The 18,404-nt window shown below is 46.6% G+C and carries 9 protein-coding genes and 7 tRNA genes; 15 read left to right on the forward strand and 1 reads right to left on the reverse strand.

Going from position 1 to position 18,404, the window contains the following annotated elements:
• Window positions 1-139 precede the first annotated feature (139 nt).
• The 7 genes from MUB50_RS12570 to MUB50_RS12600 all read left to right on the forward strand — a co-directional run bounded on the left by MUB50_RS12570 (window position 140) and on the right by MUB50_RS12600 (window position 935).
• A tRNA-Asp gene (locus MUB50_RS12570) sits at window positions 140-213 on the forward strand.
• A 29-nt stretch (window positions 214-242) separates the two neighbouring features.
• Window positions 243-315: transfer RNA gene (locus MUB50_RS12575), tRNA-Val, on the forward strand.
• Window positions 316-323: 8 nt separating this feature from the next.
• A tRNA-Tyr gene (locus MUB50_RS12580) sits at window positions 324-405 on the forward strand.
• Between the two features lie 7 nt (window positions 406-412).
• Window positions 413-485, forward strand: a tRNA-Thr gene (locus MUB50_RS12585).
• A gap of 15 nt (window positions 486-500) precedes the next feature.
• Window positions 501-574 (forward strand) — tRNA-Met (locus MUB50_RS12590).
• 5 nt (window positions 575-579) lie between these two features.
• Window positions 580-652, forward strand: a tRNA-Phe gene (locus tag MUB50_RS12595).
• A gap of 210 nt (window positions 653-862) precedes the next feature.
• Window positions 863-935: transfer RNA gene (locus tag MUB50_RS12600), tRNA-Lys, on the forward strand.
• 127 nt (window positions 936-1,062) lie between these two features.
• On the opposite strand, the gene MUB50_RS12605 is transcribed toward MUB50_RS12600, so the two are convergent.
• On the reverse strand, window positions 1,063-2,208 hold the full coding sequence (locus MUB50_RS12605; RefSeq protein ID WP_330637530.1) for a metallophosphoesterase: 1,146 nt from the start codon (window positions 2,206-2,208) through the stop codon (window positions 1,063-1,065).
• 293 nt (window positions 2,209-2,501) lie between these two features.
• Here MUB50_RS12605 and MUB50_RS12610 point away from each other — a divergent pair, with 293 nt between their 5' ends.
• The 8 genes from MUB50_RS12610 to MUB50_RS12645 all read left to right on the forward strand — a co-directional run bounded on the left by MUB50_RS12610 (window position 2,502) and on the right by MUB50_RS12645 (window position 18,402).
• The gene (locus tag MUB50_RS12610; protein WP_118626565.1) at window positions 2,502-3,323 is read left to right on the forward strand and encodes a SpoIID/LytB domain-containing protein; all 822 of its coding nucleotides are present in this window, start codon (window positions 2,502-2,504) and stop codon (window positions 3,321-3,323) included.
• A gap of 188 nt (window positions 3,324-3,511) precedes the next feature.
• Window positions 3,512-4,471 carry a M23 family metallopeptidase gene (locus MUB50_RS12615; RefSeq protein ID WP_118626567.1) on the forward strand — a complete coding sequence of 320 codons (960 nt, stop codon included), beginning with the start codon at window positions 3,512-3,514 and terminating at the stop codon, window positions 4,469-4,471.
• Between the two features lie 256 nt (window positions 4,472-4,727).
• Complete coding sequence (locus tag MUB50_RS12620) at window positions 4,728-5,708, forward strand: LacI family DNA-binding transcriptional regulator (RefSeq protein WP_118516213.1); 981 nt, start codon at window positions 4,728-4,730, stop codon at window positions 5,706-5,708.
• A 530-nt stretch (window positions 5,709-6,238) separates the two neighbouring features.
• Window positions 6,239-8,158, forward strand: a complete 1,920-nt coding sequence (locus MUB50_RS12625) for a PTS beta-glucoside transporter subunit IIBCA (protein ID WP_118626569.1) — start codon at window positions 6,239-6,241, stop codon at window positions 8,156-8,158.
• Window positions 8,159-9,586 (forward strand): glycoside hydrolase family 32 protein, encoded by a 1,428-nt coding sequence (locus tag MUB50_RS12630; protein ID WP_118626571.1) that lies wholly within the window; start codon window positions 8,159-8,161, stop codon window positions 9,584-9,586.
• A 355-nt stretch (window positions 9,587-9,941) separates the two neighbouring features.
• Complete coding sequence (locus tag MUB50_RS12635; protein WP_118626573.1) at window positions 9,942-10,184, forward strand: GIY-YIG nuclease family protein; 243 nt, start codon at window positions 9,942-9,944, stop codon at window positions 10,182-10,184.
• A complete protein-coding gene (locus MUB50_RS12640) occupies window positions 10,181-10,606 on the forward strand; it encodes a hypothetical protein (protein ID WP_118626575.1) in 426 nt (141 codons plus the stop codon). Before MUB50_RS12635 ends, MUB50_RS12640 begins: the two co-directional genes overlap by 4 nt.
• A 230-nt stretch (window positions 10,607-10,836) precedes the next feature.
• Window positions 10,837-18,402, forward strand: coding sequence for a leucine-rich repeat protein (locus MUB50_RS12645; RefSeq protein ID WP_244791266.1), 7,566 nt, complete (start codon window positions 10,837-10,839; stop codon window positions 18,400-18,402).
• Window positions 18,403-18,404: the final 2 nt, after the last annotated feature.

Genomic DNA, 18,404 nt, shown 5'->3' on the forward strand with positions numbered 1-18,404 from the left:
AAGTGTGGCAACACATGGAGCTGACTGTTACTAATCGGGTGAGGGCTTGACCAAGAAACGCAGGTTAAGAATTGATTCAAAGAGTTTGATTAACGATCAACAAGCATGTATGTAGTTTTTAAGGTACAAACCTTAAAATGGCCCAGTGGCTCAGTTGGTTAGAGCGCCGCCCTGTCACGGCGGAGGTCGAGAGTTCGAGTCTCTTCTGGGTCGTTACAGCTTAGCTGTAATGAATTAAATATGGGATCTTAGCTCAGCTGGGAGAGCATCTGCCTTACAAGCAGAGGGTCATAGGTTCGAGCCCTATAGGTCCCATAGATTATGGATGGATTCCCGAGTGGCCAAAGGGGGCAGACTGTAAATCTGTTGGCACCGCCTTCGAAGGTTCGAATCCTTCTCCATCCACTTAAATGCCGATGTGGCTCAATTGGCAGAGCAGCTGATTTGTAATCAGCAGGTTATCGGTTCGAGTCCGATCATCGGCTTTTAACATTTAATAACGCGGGGTGGAGCAGTCTGGAAGCTCGTCGGGCTCATAACCCGAAGGTCATAGGTTCAAATCCTGTCCCCGCTACTTATGCCCAGATAGCTCAGTTGGTAGAGCAGAGGACTGAAAATCCTCGTGTCGCTGGTTCGATTCCGGCTCTGGGCATGTTTTAATGTAAAACATACGAACGGCTGGTTAGAAAAAGCCTGAGCGTGTTTTAATGCAAAACATACGAATGGCTGGTTAGAAAAAGCCTGAGCGTGTTTTAATGTAAAACACACGAATGGTTGGTTAGAAAAAGCCTGAGCGTGTTTTGATGCAAAACATACGAATGGCTAGTTGGAAAAAGCCTGAGCGTGTTTTAGTATAAAATATGGGGTATTAGCTCAGTCGGTAGAGCACTTGACTTTTAATCAAGTTGTCCGGGGTTCGAATCCCCGATGCCTCACTTTTTAATTGGATCAGATAAATTCCCGTTTGTTGCTCAAGGCAGCAGGCGGGAATTTTGTTTTATATCTGTGCGAATGTAGCATAGAGGATAGTGAGAGTACGGAGAAACTGCCGGTGGAAGATATTTATGAGGGATCAGAGGAATTAGGTCTGGCAGGATAAAAATGTACTGTGATCGAGCAGATCTCACTGTTTGTGGCAGTACGCATATTCGGGCCCCATATGCCGGCGCCGGAAGTAACGATGTTGTGCATAGTCCCTTTTTTCAGGTAACCGCAGGAATTTTCCCAGATCAGGCCGGTGATGATGTTCAGAGGGAACAGCTGACCGTCATGAGTATGACCGCAGAGATCAAGATCTGCGCCTGCGGCTGCCACTTCATCCAGCTGACCGGGCTGATGATCCATAAAAATAATCGGGAGTGTTTTGTCAAGGCAGGCTGTAAGCTCGTCAGGATCCTTACGGGTGTCGGACATTTTTCGGCAGCGTGAAGGATCCTTACGGCCTGTCAGAGAAAACCGTTTATCTATGAGGACGGTTTCGTCATCGAGAAGCCGAATGTTGGCAGATTCCAGAAAATTCCGCATTCTGGGATCATCATAATCTTTTTTTGCATTGCGGAAGGTAAAACCGGCCAGAATCGGTTCGCTGAGATCATGGTTGCCCCAGCAGGCATAAACGCCGTATCTGGATTTCAGTGAACGGAGAATGGCCGCTGTTTTTTTGGGGTTTTTGATCCCCTCATATTCGTTATCAAAAATATCGCCGGCAATACAGATCAGATCCGGATCTTCGGCATTGATCTTTTTTACAAGAAGCCCGGCATGTTTTTCTCCGATGCTGTAACCGAAATGAATGTCTGCGAGCAGGACGATCTTTAGAGAGTCCATTCCCTTCACCTGCTTGTCTATTTTCACATCATAAGTTTTTGTCTTAATATTCCACTGGTTAAAAATCCCATAGAGACTGACACCGATGATCAGAAGGGTGCAGACAGCGCCTGTGACTACGAAGGCTTTCCGGGAATACATCCAGGCCGGATGAAGCGTATGCTTCAGGATCAGTCTGCAGAGATCTGTAGTTACGATTACGATCAGGATGTAAAGAAATGTTCCCTGAAAATAATTTGCCGTATTTTTCAGGAAGCGATGGAGCGCAGGGGGCTTCCGGATGAGAAAACAGGTCAGAAGAGAAGTGGACAGAAAAATATAAACACCTGCAAAGCATGCCCGGAACGCAAAGATCTGGAAAAAATGAGTGCAGGCACCCATCCACAAAATCATCCAACGGACGATATAAATATTAATGAGAATATATAATGGTGCGAGAAAGATGGCAAGCATGGTGTGTGATACCTCCATTCGTGGAAAGCAATAAGCTGTGAGCAGGATTGATCACTGCAGATACTTTTTGAATTGATATATAGTATTTCCATAAATTACTGCAGCATGTTCGGAATAACTTTTTTTGATGCATTGATTCATGGAACTGCTATAGTATACAGCAAATAATAATTTTTGGCAAAAGAACATATATTAGGAAAAAGAACGCTTATGGTGTTTTTATGAAAAAATATGCGCTTCTTCGATATTGTCTGGTGTTTCTGGCAATTGTTCTTCCTTATTTTTCGGCGGCAGCCATTAATGGACCTGAGATGGTTCTGGCAGAGAGAGTGCCGGATATGGAAGAATATCTCCCGGTCATTGTTTTTTCGCAGATTTCCCCGGAAATGAAAAAAGAAACCATAAAAGCGCAGACTGTGATCGCACGGTCGAATATTCAAAGGTGGCTGGGCGAGGGGAAAAATCTCGCAGAGATCCTGAGGGAAAACGGAAATACAGAGGAAGTCTGGAGATATTTTTTTGCAGAAAAAAGGCAGATCTATGAGCAGACAGCAAAAGAGACGGGTGGGCAGGTACTTACATATGAAGGAAAAGTGAGACTGACTCCCTGGCATAAGAGAAGTGCCGGGAAAACCCGCAGCGGGGAAGAAGTTTTTCATGATGAGGCGTATACATATCTGAAATCGGCAGATAGCAGTGAGGACAAAAAATCTCCGGATCATATAAAAATCGTGGAAATTCCTGCGGGGCAGCTTTCCGGGGAGCTGAAGATCAAAAAGCGGGACAGTGCCGGTTATGTGACAGAGCTTACGATTGGGGAAACACTTTTGGAGGGAGAAAGCTTTGCAGCGGGAATGGGACTGGAATCAGCGAATTTCAGTTTGAAGAAAAAGGATGATATTTATTATCTGAGAGTGCGTGGCAGCGGTCATGGTGTGGGATTTTCCCAATTTGGTGGAAATGAGATGGCAAAAAACGGAAGCAGTGCAGAGGAGATCCTGAAAAGATATTTTCCGGAGATGGAGTTGAAAGCTGAGGATTAAAGAAGGTCAGGCATCAGAAGCAACGTCTGATAAAAAAAATATTCAGAAAATGAATAGACAGCCATATTCTGGACACTCTATAGATATAGAAATGGTGACCGAAACGGCAGCAGCGGGAAAAAAAGATGTCCGTTTTACTGTTTTTTCTGTTACTGAAAATGAACATATCAGACAGAGGTGGAAAGAATATGAAAAGTAAAATCGTGAGAGGTATTATCAACGGAGGAGTTTTGGCAGCAGTAGCGGCACTTGGAATTACTGTTTATCAGTTTGGAACAAAGCCCATCGCAGAAAATCCCCAGGAGGAAAATTCTGCACAGGCAGAAGAGACCGGGCTGGAGGAGGAGCTTTCGGACGGAGAAAACGCAGAAGATGCTGCAGCTGCGGGAGATGGCTGGCAGGATGCAGTACAGGATGAGATTTCTGATGGAGAAAACGGAGATGAAGCAGGTTTGTCAGGAGCTTCAGAAGCCGGAGCAGATGCAGACGGAGTGACCGGAAGCATCCGTGAGACTGCAGGAAGTGGTACAGCCGAAAATGCAGCGGCATATGCAGATAATGGAAGTGGTACGGAGGATAGGAGCGTGTCTGCGGCAGCAGGTGCAGAAGGTGCTGGAAATACAGCAGATAATGCCGGAAATGCAGCGGCAGAGGGAGCGGTGAATAACGGAGCTGGAGCTTCCACAGATACCGCGGAGACCTCAGCTGTCGGAATTGCGGCACAGGCCTTGGATTTTACGGAGGATTCCATTATGGAATGGCCGGTCAGAGGAACGGTTCTTGTGGATTACAATATGGATGAAACCGTATATTATCCGACTTTGGATCAGTATCGTGTAAGCCCTGCCATTGCTTTGCAGGCAGTGGAGGATGCGCCGGTGTATGCAGCGGCAGATGGTCAGGTGCTTTCTATTGTACAGGATGCCTGTACGGGAACGACTGTGACTATGGAGCTGGGAAATGGTTATCAGGCAGTATATGGGCAGCTGAAGGACCTTACTGTGGCAGAAGGTGATACAGTAAAGGAGGGTGAAGTGATCGGAAATATCAGTGCACCTACAAAATATTATTCTGTAGAAGGCCCGAATCTTTATTTTGCAATGAAAAAGGATGGCGTACCGGTAGATCCGTTTGAATATCTGGAATGACAGGGAAAACCGAAAAACAGATCTATCGGGGAAATTTCTGGAAACAGAGGATACGGGATGGGAGGTATATGCATCCCGTATCCTCTGCCTTGTGAATCATGCTGCCGGTTACTGAGAACGGAGTGAGCAGTAACCAAAAATTTCCATTTATGTAGGAAAAGAATCTTTTTTACCGGAAAGAAACCGTGTATAATCTATATTATAAATATGCATACAAGGACAGATATAACAGGATAAAAGAAGAGGTACATAAGTTATGAACATTAATGAAATAGCCAGGCTTGCCGGAGTTTCCAGAGCTACGGTATCCAGATATCTGAATAATGGATATGTCAGCAGTGAAAAAAAAGAAGTCATCCGCAGGGTGATCCAGGAGACAGGATATCAGCCATCCTCCCAGGCACAGACACTGCGGACTAAAAAAACCAGTCTCATCGGTGTCATCCTTCCAAAGATCAATTCAGATACTATAAGCCGTGAGGTGGAAGGGATCAGTGATATTCTTACACGGAGAGGATATCAGCTTATCCTTGCTAATACCAATAATGATGTGGAAGAAGAACTGAAATACCTTTCTCTGTTTAAAGAACGCCAGGTGGACGGAGTGGTTCTTATTGCTACCATGTTTACTAGAAAGCATAAACAGATGCTGAAGGATTACAAGGTGCCGATCGTGATCCTGGGACAGCATCTGGACGGATATCCTTGTATTTATCAGGACGATCATAAAGCAGCTTTTCAGGTCACGGAGAAGCTGTCAGAGAAGGGAAAAAAGTTTGCCTATATCGGCGTTACAGATAAGGACGAGGCAGTTGGTGCCTGCCGGAAAAAAGGTTTTATGGATGCTATCCATAAAGCTAAGCTGGAGGTCGTGCCGGAGAGGATGAAGATAGGAAATTTCACCATGGATTCCGGTTATGAGATGGCGAAGGAGCTTTTTGAAGAGGAGCCTTCCATAGATTCTCTTGTGTGTGCTACGGATACTATGGCGGTGGGAGCCATGACTTATTTGAAGGAGATCGGGCTTCGCATTCCCGAGGATGTTCAGATCGCAGGGATTGGGGATGGAGTTCCGGGTAAGATCGTGGAACCGAAGCTGACAACGGTACATTTTTATTATAAGACCAGCGGAATGGAGGCAGCAGCCATGCTGGCTGATCTCATTGAGAACGATACCGGGATCAGCAAGGAAATAAAAATGGGATGTGAGCTTGTGGAACGGGAATCTCACAGGTAACAGAGAATATCCTCGCAGACAGGGGGAAGAAATTATAAGTTATTGTGGAACAGGAGCAGATCTTTTGGGAGAAAAAGACCTGCTTCTTTTTGTGTGCTCATGTGTTATGGCTAGGCAAACACAAAAAAATGCCAGATTTTTTCTGTGATGTCCTGACTGGTTTGTCTGTCTTGCATCTGTTCTTATAGAATATTTACAATTTTGAACGAAGAAATTTGTGAGATGTTGCGGATTTACAAATAAGAATGCAGTGGTTATAATACAAGCAAGATATGAGAACGATTCCATATAAGAACGCAAGCAACAACATAAAACAAACCATTGAAAAGTGTTAAAATCATCAAAAAACTTAAAAAAATGGAAAAATCATCGTTCTTTGTATGAATATGTATATGAAATCAATCTCATAAATAAATGAAAAATAATGGATCAGAGATAATAGATCCCGGGAAGCTGAAGAAAGAACAGACAGATCTGATCCGAAGAAAGAGATGACTGTCCGGGAACAGTAGCAGAAAAGGAGGAAGGACATGGATTACAGAAAGACAGCACAGGAAATCTATGATCATGTAGGAAAGAAAGAAAACATCATTTCCGCGGCGCACTGTGCAACAAGGCTTCGTCTGGTCATTGCGGATAATGACAAGGCGGATAAGGAATATGTGGAGAATATCGACGGTGTGAAGGGTGTGTTTTTCGCACAGGGACAGATGCAGATCATCCTGGGAACAGGAGTTGTAAACAAGGTTTATGATGAATTTATCCAGATCGCCGGAATATCAGAGAGCAGTAAGGATGAACTTAAGAAGGTGGCAGCATCCAAGGCCAATCCGGTACAGAGGCTGATCAAGACACTGGGAGATATTTTTGTCCCGATCATCCCGGCTATCGTAGCCAGCGGATTCCTGATGGGAATCATGGAAGCCCTGAACTTCATGGTAAACAACGGCTTTCTGAATATTAACACAAATGGTTCCATTTATGTATTTGCACAGCTTTTCAGCAACACAGCGTATACATTTCTGCCGATCCTTATCGCTTACAGTGGTGCGAAGGTATTCGGTGCCAACCCTTATCTGGGTGCGGTTATCGGTATGATCATGATCCATCCAAATCTGCAGAATGCCTGGACTGTTGCAACAGAGGGTGTGCAGGCAACGCAGAAGGTATGGTTTGGACTTTATTCCATTGACATGGTGGGATATCAGGGACATGTGATCCCGGTTATCATTGCAGTATGGGTACTGGCACAGATCGAGAAAAGACTTCATAAGGTCGTACCTGCAATGTTCGATCTTTTTGTAACACCACTTGTCAGTGTTTTTGTAACCGGTTATCTTACACTTTCCATTATCGGACCGATTTTCGTAGCTGTTGAGAACGGACTTCTGGATGGGATTCAGTGGCTGATCGCACTGCCATTTGGAATCGGAAGCTTTATCATGGGTGCCTTTTATGCACCGACTGTTGTTGCTGGTGTTCATCACATGTACACCATCATTGACCTTGGACAGCTGGCCAAATTCGGCGTTACCTACTGGCTGCCACTTGCATCTGCAGCTAACGTTGCACAGGGTGGTGCAGCTCTTGCTGTAGGCCTGAAATCCAGAAATCAGAAGATCAAATCCATGGCTGTTCCTTCTGCTTTAAGCGCATGCATGGGAATCACAGAGCCGGCAATCTTCGGTGTAAACCTCCGCTTCGGAAAGCCGTTTATCATGGGCTGCCTGGGTGGTGCATGCGGAGCACTTTTTGCCTCCATCACCAGTCTTGGTGCCACAGGAACAGGTGTTACCGGTATCTTTGGAATACTGCTGTGCCTGAATAATCCAGTTGGTTATATCCTGATGTTTGTCATCGCATTCGGTGTGGCTTTTGTGCTTACCTGGATGTTCGGATATAAGGATGAGGTACAGGAAACAGCTGAAAAAAATATTGAAGCAGAGAAAAAATCAGATGCTCCGGCAGAAATTGCCCGGAAGGAAACTTCAGAGACAGGCGTACAGACCCTCTACAGCCCGCTTGAGGGAATTGCGATCCCGCTTTCAGAAGTAAAGGATGCAACCTTTGCATCCGAAGTCCTTGGAAAGGGTGTGGCAGTGATTCCGTCCAAAGGTGAAGTAAAAGCACCCTGTGATGCTACGGTTTCTACAATTTTTGACACAAAGCATGCCATCGGGCTTGCAACAGAAAGTGGTCTGGAGCTGCTGATCCATATCGGAGTTGACACCGTTGAGCTTGGCGGTAAATTCTACACCGCTCATGTAAAGGACGGTGACGTGGTCAAAAAAGGCCAGACACTGATCACCTTTGATATGGATGCTATTAAGGCAGCCGGCTATGATGTGACCACACCGCTGATCGTAACTAATACCGATGATTATGAAGAAGTAAAAATGCTTGCAGAAGGAACAGTAAATAATGGTTCTGAAGTACTGGAGGTTAAATAAATGAGTTCTTTGACCAAGGTCCTTGCGGAGGAAGTTCGAAAAACCGAGGAAACGGCAGCAGTTGCCAGGACGATGCAGACAAACCGTCTGACACATCATCTGATGCCGCCTGTGGGATGGCTCAATGACCCGAACGGTTTATGCTGGTACAAGGGAAGATATCACGTGTTTTTCCAGTATTCTCCGTTTGAGGCCAACGGTGGACTGAAATTCTGGGGACATTACTCCAGTGAAGATATGATCAGCTGGAGATATGAAGGGGTTCCGCTTCTGCCGGACAGCATTTATGACTGTCATGGTGTTTACTCAGGCTCTGCCATTGCGGAGAAAGATAAGCTTCATCTTTTCTACACAGGAAATATCAAGATGGATGGAGATTATGATTATATTAATAACGGAAGGCAGTCCAGCACTCTTCATGTGGAGAGTGCGGACGGCCTTCATTTCGGAACAAAGGAAGTTGCGGTTTCCTGTGAGGATTATCCGGAGAATTACACCTGCCATATTCGTGACCCGAAGGTCTGGAAGGAAGGTGAAGAGTACCGGATGATCCTTGGCGGCCGTCAGAAAAGCGACCAGGGTGCCGTACTTTTTTACAACTCCGAAGATCTGAAAAACTGGAAATTTGACTGTGAGCTTACTACGGAGAAGGCATTCGGATACATGTGGGAGTGCCCTGATTTTTTTACTCTTGAGGGACAGGAAGTGCTTTCGGTATCTCCCCAGGGACTGACCAGAGAAGAATTCCGTTTTCAGAACATCTATCAGTCGGGATACTTTATCCTGAAAGATGGAAAGCCGGAGGAAAAAGCTTTCCGGGAATGGGATCACGGCTTTGATTTCTATGCACCCCAGACATTCCAGGATGGAAAGGGCAGACGGATCCTGATCGGCTGGATGGGAATGCCGGATGCAGATGAGGAATATGTGAATCCTACAGCAGAGAGCGAAGGCTGGCAGCATTGCCTGACTGTTCCGCGAGAAGTTACGTATAAAAACGGAATGCTTTATCAGTATCCGGTGGAAGAACTGAACGGGCTGAGAAAGGCTGGCGTTTCTATCAGCGGTTCCGACGTGGAGATTCCGGTAAATGGACCGTTTGATCTGGATGTTCAGGTAAGGGGGGATCAGGGCAAGGTAAGCCTTGGGGAAAACCTCTTCTTGGAGTATCAGGACGGAGATGTGAGCTTAACTCTCTCCGAGAAGGCCGGTGCCGGACGAAAAGTACGTAAGGCGCATGTTCCGTCCGGTAGGCTCGAAAGCATCAGAGCTCTTGTTGATACTACAGCTGTGGAAATCTATGTGAATGGCGGAGAGGTTGTTTTCTCTTCCAGATATTATCCGGAAACGCAGGAGCAGGCTGTGAAGGTGGAGACTGCGGAGGCTGATGGAAGGCTTTATGCGTTGAAGAATTATGTGATGGAGTAGGCTGGGCTCATTGATCGGGAAATACAGCAAAATCAGAATACGGATACCTATAGAGCAGCTATTAAGTGAATTCCATATTCACAGAAATAAGAAATAACCGTATAATAAAGCAGGTGGGAAAATCCGCAGCCGGAATCCCGACCTGCTTTATTTTTTGATGTAAGTGAAATACATGAATTGTGCCGGCTGCTTGAGGATAGAAGGACGGCTGCTGAAGAAATGCCGGTGGCTGTCTTTACATAGAAGGAAGGATATCAGTCTTACAGGACGACAACGATCTGTGTGGATACTGCCGGAAATATACTGGTGTACTGGTATTACATTGCCGAAATTTTTTACAGAAGAGGAAACGGACATGAACTATACATACATCGTACAGTGTGCGGACGGCACGCTCTACACCGGCTGGACAAACTGCCTTGCCAGGCGGATGAAAGCCCATAATGAAGGCAAAGCAGGCGCCAAATATACCCGGGCCAAAAGGCCGGTGAAGCTGGTGTATTACGAAGGCTTTGCCACAAAGGAGGAGGCCATGAGCCGGGAGTACCGGATCAAGCAGCTGACCAGGGAGAAGAAGCTGGAGCTGATGAGGTTTTGAATGACGATAAAGGTCATAACCGGAAACTGATGGAAACCTGCAGGATCCTTGAAGACTATGCGGAATACACCTTCCGTGTGAGAGAATATGCAGCAGAGATGCCACTGGATGAAGCGGTAGAGCGGGCGATCACAGAATGCATCAGCGAAGGAATCCTGGCAGATTTTTTGAGAAAAAACCGAGCGGAGGCGAAGAAAGTGAGTATATATGAGTATGATGAAGAACGGCATATGAGACAGACTCGTGAGGAAGGCATGGAAGAGGGGTATGCCAATGGGCTTAGTCAGGGAATTATCCAAACCGCAGTTAATATGCTGAAGCTCAAAGAATTTACGGATACTCAAATTCGAGAAGTTACAGGACTTGCTCAGGAGCAGTTGGATGAACTGAAGAAAAATATAAATAAAAATCAGATCGGCTAAAAGTTTATAGAGTAGTTCAATAAGAGCGAAAAGTTCTGCACGATACCAATACCAGAGCTTTTTGCTCTTTTTTTGTATATAAGGCAGATGAACAGCTGCAACAGAGGCAGAAAATGACGCTTTATGATAATAAAAATCAAATGTTTGGAATTGTGCGAATATTGTGAATATGGTAGAATGAACACAAAAATCAAAGAACTCAGTCAGCTGAGAAGAGGAAAGGAAAGAGGATGAAAAAGACAAAAGATTTTTGTCTCCGGCTTATGTGCTGTTTTTTGTTTTTGGGGTTATTTTGCGGAACAGATGTTTTTGCAGCAGTTCAGGAGGGGAAGCCAGGAGAAACATTTTCCGGGGAATATGCAGTTATCATTAACACAGATACCACAAATCCCGGAAATACGGGAACCTTGCAGTTTGACGAGACATCGGCACAGGCGGCAGACTCTGAAGCAGAAGATTATGCAGTCGTGCAGAGTGGAAGCGATGCATCGGCGCAGGCGGCAGCTGCAGAGGAAACTGCGGGAGAGGCAGCAGATGTGGGACAGGTACAGATCCTGGAGGATGAGCAGCTGCAGGCATACATGCAGGATGACCAGCCAATGCTGACTGCTGTACAGGCTGCGGCGACCACCTATCAGGTAGGTGAAAAAAAGTACATTTATAGAACTAACGGCCATGATACATATGGAAAAACATATGTCTGCATCGGGGTTGGTGAACACTGCTATGTGTGGATGGATGAGAACATGAAGGCAGATTACGATACTGCAAGGAAAACATCTCTGATCGCCGCGGATATGGCAGCTGTCTACGATGGTCAGCCTTACCGTATCCTTAACCAGCTCTGTGCAGGTGATTTTCCGGCACAGGATGGCTCCGGCAAGCTGTCGATCCTGCTGGAGTCTTTAAGCAGTGCCAGCGGTATGTATATGTATGATGAGGGGATCACAGCGATCCATATCAACACACCGTCAGCATCCTCTTATGTTTCGGGGGAAATGTCAAAGAGAAACGGCCTTCTTGTTCATGAGGGACAGCATGCAATCCTCTGGCTGAAAACCGGATTTATGAGTACCGGCAGATATTCGTGGCTGAATGAGGGTCTTGCAGTGGCTGTCATGGACTATCTCTGGGGAGGAACGGACAGCAGCGGCTGGCTGAATGGTATTGGAAGTAATACGACCATCCGCTCAGGAGCTTCGCTGATCTATGAGAATTACCGGGATGACAATGCACAAGACTATGGAATGCCGTATCTTTTTGTAAGATATGTTATCGACCGGATGGCAGGAAGCTATCAGCCTATGAAGGTGCTTCCAAAGTTTTATACGATCAATGCTTCTTCACTCAGCTGTGAGCAATATCTGGAGAAAGTAACCGGAGTTTCGTTTAAGGAGCTTATGGCGGATTTTTATACGGCAGTTGCAGCCGGTGAGAGTTCCGGTAAATACAGCTTTTACGGGGATACCATTGCTGCAGCAAAGGCTGCGACATTCCCGGTTTATGCAGGAGACAGTAATGAAAATCATACATTGCCGGCAGCATCGGCAATCCTGGTGAAGCTGTCGAATGGCAAGTTTACCGTTCCGACGGATGGCTCAGCAGGGATTGTTTATCGTATCATTGGAAGCAGAAGCTCTTCCCTTGCACCGGCAGAGGGAGATGGTACGTCTGCAAATCCATATAAGATATCTTCAGTCGATGATCTTAATCTGATCCAGGCGAACCAGGGAGCATGCTATCGTCTGACAAAAAATATCAGTACAGACGGAAGGACAAATTTTTCGGCATCGTATTTCAGTGGAACGCTGGACGGAGCAGGTTTCACAATAACCGGTCTCCAAAAGCCTCTGATCCAGCAGAATGCAGGAACGATAAAGGATTTGAATATTGTTGCGGATTTTGATTATGACAGTCATGACATCCATGGTGTTGTGGCACAGTATAATACCGGTAAGATCCAGGATTGCAAGGTGACCGGAACAATAACAGGACATATGGGTTCTACCAGTTCCATGAGCCACCCGGCTTTTGGCGGGATTGTCGGAGAGAACGAGGTGGCCGGTACTATCAGCGGCTGTTCGTCCGGAGTAGATATTTCCATATCCATGACAGCTACAGACAGCTATGTTGGTGGTATCGCAGGAGTAAACATTGGTACTATTGAAAAATGTGTTGCAGGAGGAAATCTTTCTGTCACACAGGCCAATGGAAATTCTTATCAGGTTTACCTTGGCGGCATTGCCGGCCGGATCGAACAGTTTGGAAAAATGGGCGGATATGTGAAACAGTGTGCTTTTACAGGTACGCTTCGCGTGACTGGCGGAACAGCAGTTACAGGTCAGATCTGTGCACAGGTAAATGCAAATGTACTCAATTCTGCTAGCGGTCTGAATGGACATGTTTCTAACTGTTATGGTAAAAACGGCCAGGGAGCGCTTATTGGGACAAACACGGAACAGACACTTACAACAGGCGGTGTTCTTACAGCAGAGCAGATGAAGGATCCGAACTCATATAAAGGCTGGAGCTTCGACGGAGACTGGCAGATTTCCCAGGATGGATTGCCGGAACGTGCAGATGCATCGGCGATCAGATCGCTTTCTGTTTCCGGTGTACCGAAAGAATGTTACGTGGGAGAAGTTCCGGCGTACTGGGGAAAGCTTATTGTTAATAATTCTACATCAGTAACGATCACGAAGGATATGATCACCGGATTTGAAAATTCGGAAACGGGGACAAGGGAACTGACGATCAATTATAAGGGAAAACAGACCGGCTGGTCGATGACAGTCAAAGAACCATCTGCCAGTGATATTACAAAGATTGAGCTTTCCGGGCGTCCGAAGACGACATACAGTGAAAATCAGAAGTTTGATCCTTCAGGCGCCAGCTTTTTTGCCACGATAGGTGGACGTTATGTATATATTTACAGTGGTTTCTCCTATGATAAAACAGGTCCGCTGAAGTCTGAGGATACCTCTGTGATATTCAATTATTTTGGAAAAGAAATTCCGGTAAGTATTACGGTAACAGCCAGAAAAGCAACGAGGCTTTCCGTGCTTACAGCACCGGCAAAAACTCAGTTTACAGTTGGGAATACGCTGGATCTGTCCGGTGTGAAACTGCAGATCACATATAATGATGGGACGCAGACTCCGATATTTAAAGCGAATGAGCTGGAGAAATATGGCGTTCATGTTGCTTTTGGAAAGAATGGATCTTTTACAACGGTTGCAGCAGATAAGGTTCTGGAAAGTGATGACAGCGGAAGTATGATCGTATTTTATGCGACGGATAAACTGCCGTCAGAGTATGGCTCGGTAGTTGCGGCATCATCGATGATCACGGTGCGGAGTCCGCTGACTGTACCGGCGTTGGATTTGTATGTCAGTGCAGGAAAAAGTGCGGCGCAGTATCCGTGCACAGATAATGTGACTGGTGGAAGTGGAACGTATGCGACTACAGTGATTGAGGAAAAGCTGCCGGCAGGATTGAAACGCACGAATCTGCCTGGAGAAAAATATAATGCTTTTGGCTACACAGGTGTTGTTACGGCGTCAGCCGGAGATTACAGTTCGCAGTATAAGATCAGCGACACAGAGACACAGGAGAGTATTCAGGTGACTGTGACGATCCATGTGGTTCCTTCTGATCAGGCAGCATTTTACAGCTTTGTGCTTAAGAAGGTGGAAAATCCTGGACTGAAGCAGGATGTTATCGGTGTGATCGGGGAGGATACGATCGTTCTTCGGGTGCCGAATGGGACGAATGTTACGGCGCTGCAGCCTTCGGTCGAGTTTGGCATGGGCATGGGAACTGAACTTCCCCAAGAATTCTGGAATAATACGAAGCATGATTTTACCAACCCGGTTGTATATACGCTTACAGCACCGGATGGGGTTACAAAGAAGTCTTATACGGTAAGTGTGGAATTTTATGATGATACTTCGGAGGAAGTACAGTCTGGTGATGAGATCCTTTCACCGGCTGATAATACGAAGATCAGCTGTAAGGACAGTGATGCGGTTATCCTTAAAGGATGGGCCGGAGACAGTTCAAAAGAGATTTCACTTTTTAAATATGTGGTAAATGGAATCAGTTATACTACATCCGCGAATGCCACTACACAGACTATCCCGAATGCCAGGGCATATGAAGTGAAGATTTCCGGAAGCAGCTTGAAGGAAGGAAATAATACTCTGGAAATATGGGTGATGTATGCTGATAATTCGGGCACCGGAAGCGGTGGTACTTTAAAGAAACTCGGCACAAGAACCGTTGTTAAGGAAGGCCACAAAGCAGTAAAAGATGCGGCGGTAGCAGCAACTTGCGAAACAGCAGGAAAAACCGAAGGAAGCCACTGCAGCGTCTGCAACACAGTAATAAAAGCCCAGACCATAACAGCAGCACTAGGCCACAGCTGGGATAACGGAAAAGTAACAAAAGCAGCAACCTGCACCACAGCCGGAACGAAGACCTACACCTGCACCCACTGCAAGAAAACACGCACAGAAACGATCGCAGCCACAGGCCATAAAGCAGTAAAAGACGCAGCAGTAGCAGCAACCTGTGAAACCACAGGAAAGACCGAAGGAAGCCACTGCAGTGTCTGCAACACGGTAATTAAGGCCCAGACCACAGTGGCGGCATTAGGTCACAGCTGGGATGGCGGAAAAGTAACAAAAGTAGCAACCTGCACCACAGCCGGAACGAAGACTTACACCTGCACCCGCTGCAAGAAAACACGCACAGAAACGATCGCAGCCACAGGCCATAAAGCAGTAAAAGACGCAGCGGTAGCAGCCACCTGTGAAACCGCAGGAAAGACCGAAGGAAGCCATTGTAGCGTCTGCGGAACCGTGATCAAAGCCCAGACCACAACAGCAGCGCTTGGACACAGTTGGGATAACGGAAAAGTAACAAAAGCAGCGACCTGCACCACAGCCGGAACGAAGACCTACACCTGTACCCGCTGCAAGAAAACACGCACAGAAACAATCGCAGCCACAGGCCACAAAGCAGTAAAAGACGCAGCGGTAGCAGCCACCTGTGAGACCGCAGGAAAGACAGAAGGAAGCCATTGCAGCGTCTGCGGAACCGTGCTCAAGGCCCAGACCACAACAGCAGCACTTGGACACAGCTGGGATAACGGAAAAGTAACAAAAGCAGCGACCTGCACCACAGCCGGAACGAAGACCTACACCTGTACCCGCTGCAAGAAAACACGTACAGAGACAATCGCAGCCACAGGCCACAAAGCAGTGAAAGACGCGGCGGTAGCAGCCACCTGTGAGACCGCAGGAAAGACCGAAGGAAGTCACTGCAGCGTCTGCGGAACCGTACTCAAAGCTCAGACCACAACAGCAGCGCTTGGTCACAGCTGGGACGGCGGAAAGGTGACAAAAGCAGCAACCTGCACCACAGCCGGAACGAAGACCTACACCTGCACCCACTGCAAGAAAACACGCACAGAAACGATCGCAGCCACAGGCCATAAAGCAGTAAAAGACGCAGCAGTAGCAGCAACCTGTGAAACCACAGGAAAGACCGAAGGAAGCCACTGCAGTGTCTGCAACACGGTAATTAAGGCCCAGACCACAACAGCAGCACTAGGTCACAATTGGGACGGCGGAAAAGTAACAACAGCAGCGACCTGCACCACAGCCGGAACGAAGACCTACACCTGTACTCGCTGCAAAAAGACACGCACAGAGACAATCGCAGCCACAGGTCACAAGGCAGTAAAAGACGCAGCGGTAGCAGCTACCTGTGAGACTGCAGGAAAGACAGAAGGAAGTCATTGCAGCGTCTGCGGAACCGTACTCAAAGCCCAGACCACAGTGGCAGCATTAGGTCACAGCTGGGATGGCGGAAAAGTAACAAAAGCAACAACCTGCACCACAGCCGGAACGAAGACCTACACCTGTACCCGCTGCAAGAAAACACGCACAGAAACAATCGCAGCCACAGGCCATAAAGCAGTAAAAGACGCGGCGGTAGCAGCCACCTGCGAAACAGCGGGAAAGACAGAAGGAAGCCATTGCAGCGTCTGCGGAACCGTACTCAAAGCCCAGACCACAACAGCAGCGTTAGGTCATGATTACGGAGAGTGGAAAACAATAAAGGCTGCAACTTATACAGAACCGGGACAGGCAGAAAGAGTTTGCAGAAGAAATGCATCACACAAAGAATACCGCCAGCTTCCGATATTGGAAAAAGCGAAGATCGCTCTGTCAGCCTGCAGCATTCAGCTGTCAGAACAGACCTATGTATACGATGGAACTGAAAAAGCACCAACAGTAACCATCACTTACAACGAAAAAACATTGACAGAAGGAAAAGACTATCAGGTATATTTTGCAGATAATGTAAATCCGGGAACAGCAAAGATCACCGTGATCGCCAAAACCGACAGCGATTATACAGGAACAGCAACAAAAACCTTTGAGATCCGAAAAGCACTTCAGGAAAATGCAACGGTGATCGAACCGGGCGCATTCAGCAACTGTACAAACCTGGTGAATCTGAATATCAAAGAAAACGTAACAGAAATAGGCGACAACGCATTTGCAGACAGCAAAAATCTGCAGAATATCTATTTCTACGGCAACAGCCCGAAACTCGGAAATAACATCTTCAAAAATGTAACTGCAACCGTATACTATCCATACACAGACAAAACCTGGTCCCTGGATATCCTCCGGGATTACGGTGGAAATATTACCTGGGTACCATGGGATCCAAAAACAGGCAGTCCGGCAAAACGAAGCCTTGCATTGTGTGATATCAGGATCGCAGAGCAGAAATACACCTATGACGGAACCGAAAAAACACCGGAAATGATCATCATGGATGGAAACCATACACTGCGGAAAAACACAGATTACACTGTAAAATGCAGCAATAACATCAATGCGGGAAATGCAGAGCTGGAGATCACAGGAGCCGGAAATTACAGCGGAACCTACAAAGCAGGATTTCTTATCGAACAGACAGAGCCGAGCCTGAAATTTGACAGAAAAACAATAACTGTAAAATACGGCACAAAACCATTCCTCTGTGCACTGTCTGAAAAAACAACAGACGGAACCATAACCTACAGCTCCAGTAACCCCAAAGCTGCCGTTGTAGATCCAGCCACCGGTAAAGTAACCATCAAAGGCGGAGGAACCGCGGCGATCATGGCATACGCTGCAAAGGGAACCAATTATACCTCCGGCTCCACCTTCTGCACCATCAAAGTAACAAAACGCAGCAATACCATCAAAGCCTCCAATATCCGGCGGACCTGGTATGTAAAAGCCCGGAATATCAGCATCAATGCAAAAGTTTATGGGAAAGCTCCGCTGAAATATTCTTCCAGCAGTAAATCTGTAAAGGTAGACAAACAAGGAAGGATCACGATTGCGGCAAAATTCACCGGCAGTGCAAGGATCACGATCCGTTCTTCCGCCACAGCAGGATATAATGCCGCCACAAAGCACATTACAGTCACAGTCAACCCGGCAGGAACTACTCTGACGACGGCAAAGAACCTGTCAGGCAGAAAAGCGCAGATCACATGGAAGAAAAACGGATATGTGACCGGATATGAGATCCAGTATTCCGTAAACAAAAATTTCAGATCCGGAAGCAAAAAAACAGTGTCCGGAGCATCCAAAACGAAATACACGCTGACAAAGCTTCAGAAAAACAAAACGTATTACGTAAGGATCCGCACATACAAAAAATCAGGAACAAAGAAATATTATTCTTCCTGGAGCAAGGTAAAAGCAGTAAGGATCAGAAAGTAGAG

This window comes from Blautia sp. NSJ-140, from assembly GCF_022868965.1.
In the GTDB taxonomy this organism is placed as follows: Bacteria; Bacillota; Clostridia; order Lachnospirales; family Lachnospiraceae; genus Blautia_A.

What these genes read in the sequence shown, in the direction of transcription:
- MUB50_RS12605 (WP_330637530.1), bottom strand. Translation starts at nt 2,208, where the DNA reads ATGGGTGCCTGCACTCATTTTTTCCAGATCTTTGCGTTCCGGGCATGC.
- MUB50_RS12610 (WP_118626565.1), top strand. Translation starts at nt 2,502, where the DNA reads ATGAAAAAATATGCGCTTCTTCGATATTGTCTGGTGTTTCTGGCAATT.
- MUB50_RS12615 (WP_118626567.1), top strand. Translation starts at nt 3,512, where the DNA reads ATGAAAAGTAAAATCGTGAGAGGTATTATCAACGGAGGAGTTTTGGCA.
- MUB50_RS12620 (WP_118516213.1), top strand. Translation starts at nt 4,728, where the DNA reads ATGAACATTAATGAAATAGCCAGGCTTGCCGGAGTTTCCAGAGCTACG.
- MUB50_RS12625 (WP_118626569.1), top strand. Translation starts at nt 6,239, where the DNA reads ATGGATTACAGAAAGACAGCACAGGAAATCTATGATCATGTAGGAAAG.
- MUB50_RS12630 (WP_118626571.1), top strand. Translation starts at nt 8,159, where the DNA reads ATGAGTTCTTTGACCAAGGTCCTTGCGGAGGAAGTTCGAAAAACCGAG.
- MUB50_RS12635 (WP_118626573.1), top strand. Translation starts at nt 9,942, where the DNA reads ATGAACTATACATACATCGTACAGTGTGCGGACGGCACGCTCTACACC.
- MUB50_RS12645 (WP_244791266.1), top strand. Translation starts at nt 10,837, where the DNA reads ATGAAAAAGACAAAAGATTTTTGTCTCCGGCTTATGTGCTGTTTTTTG.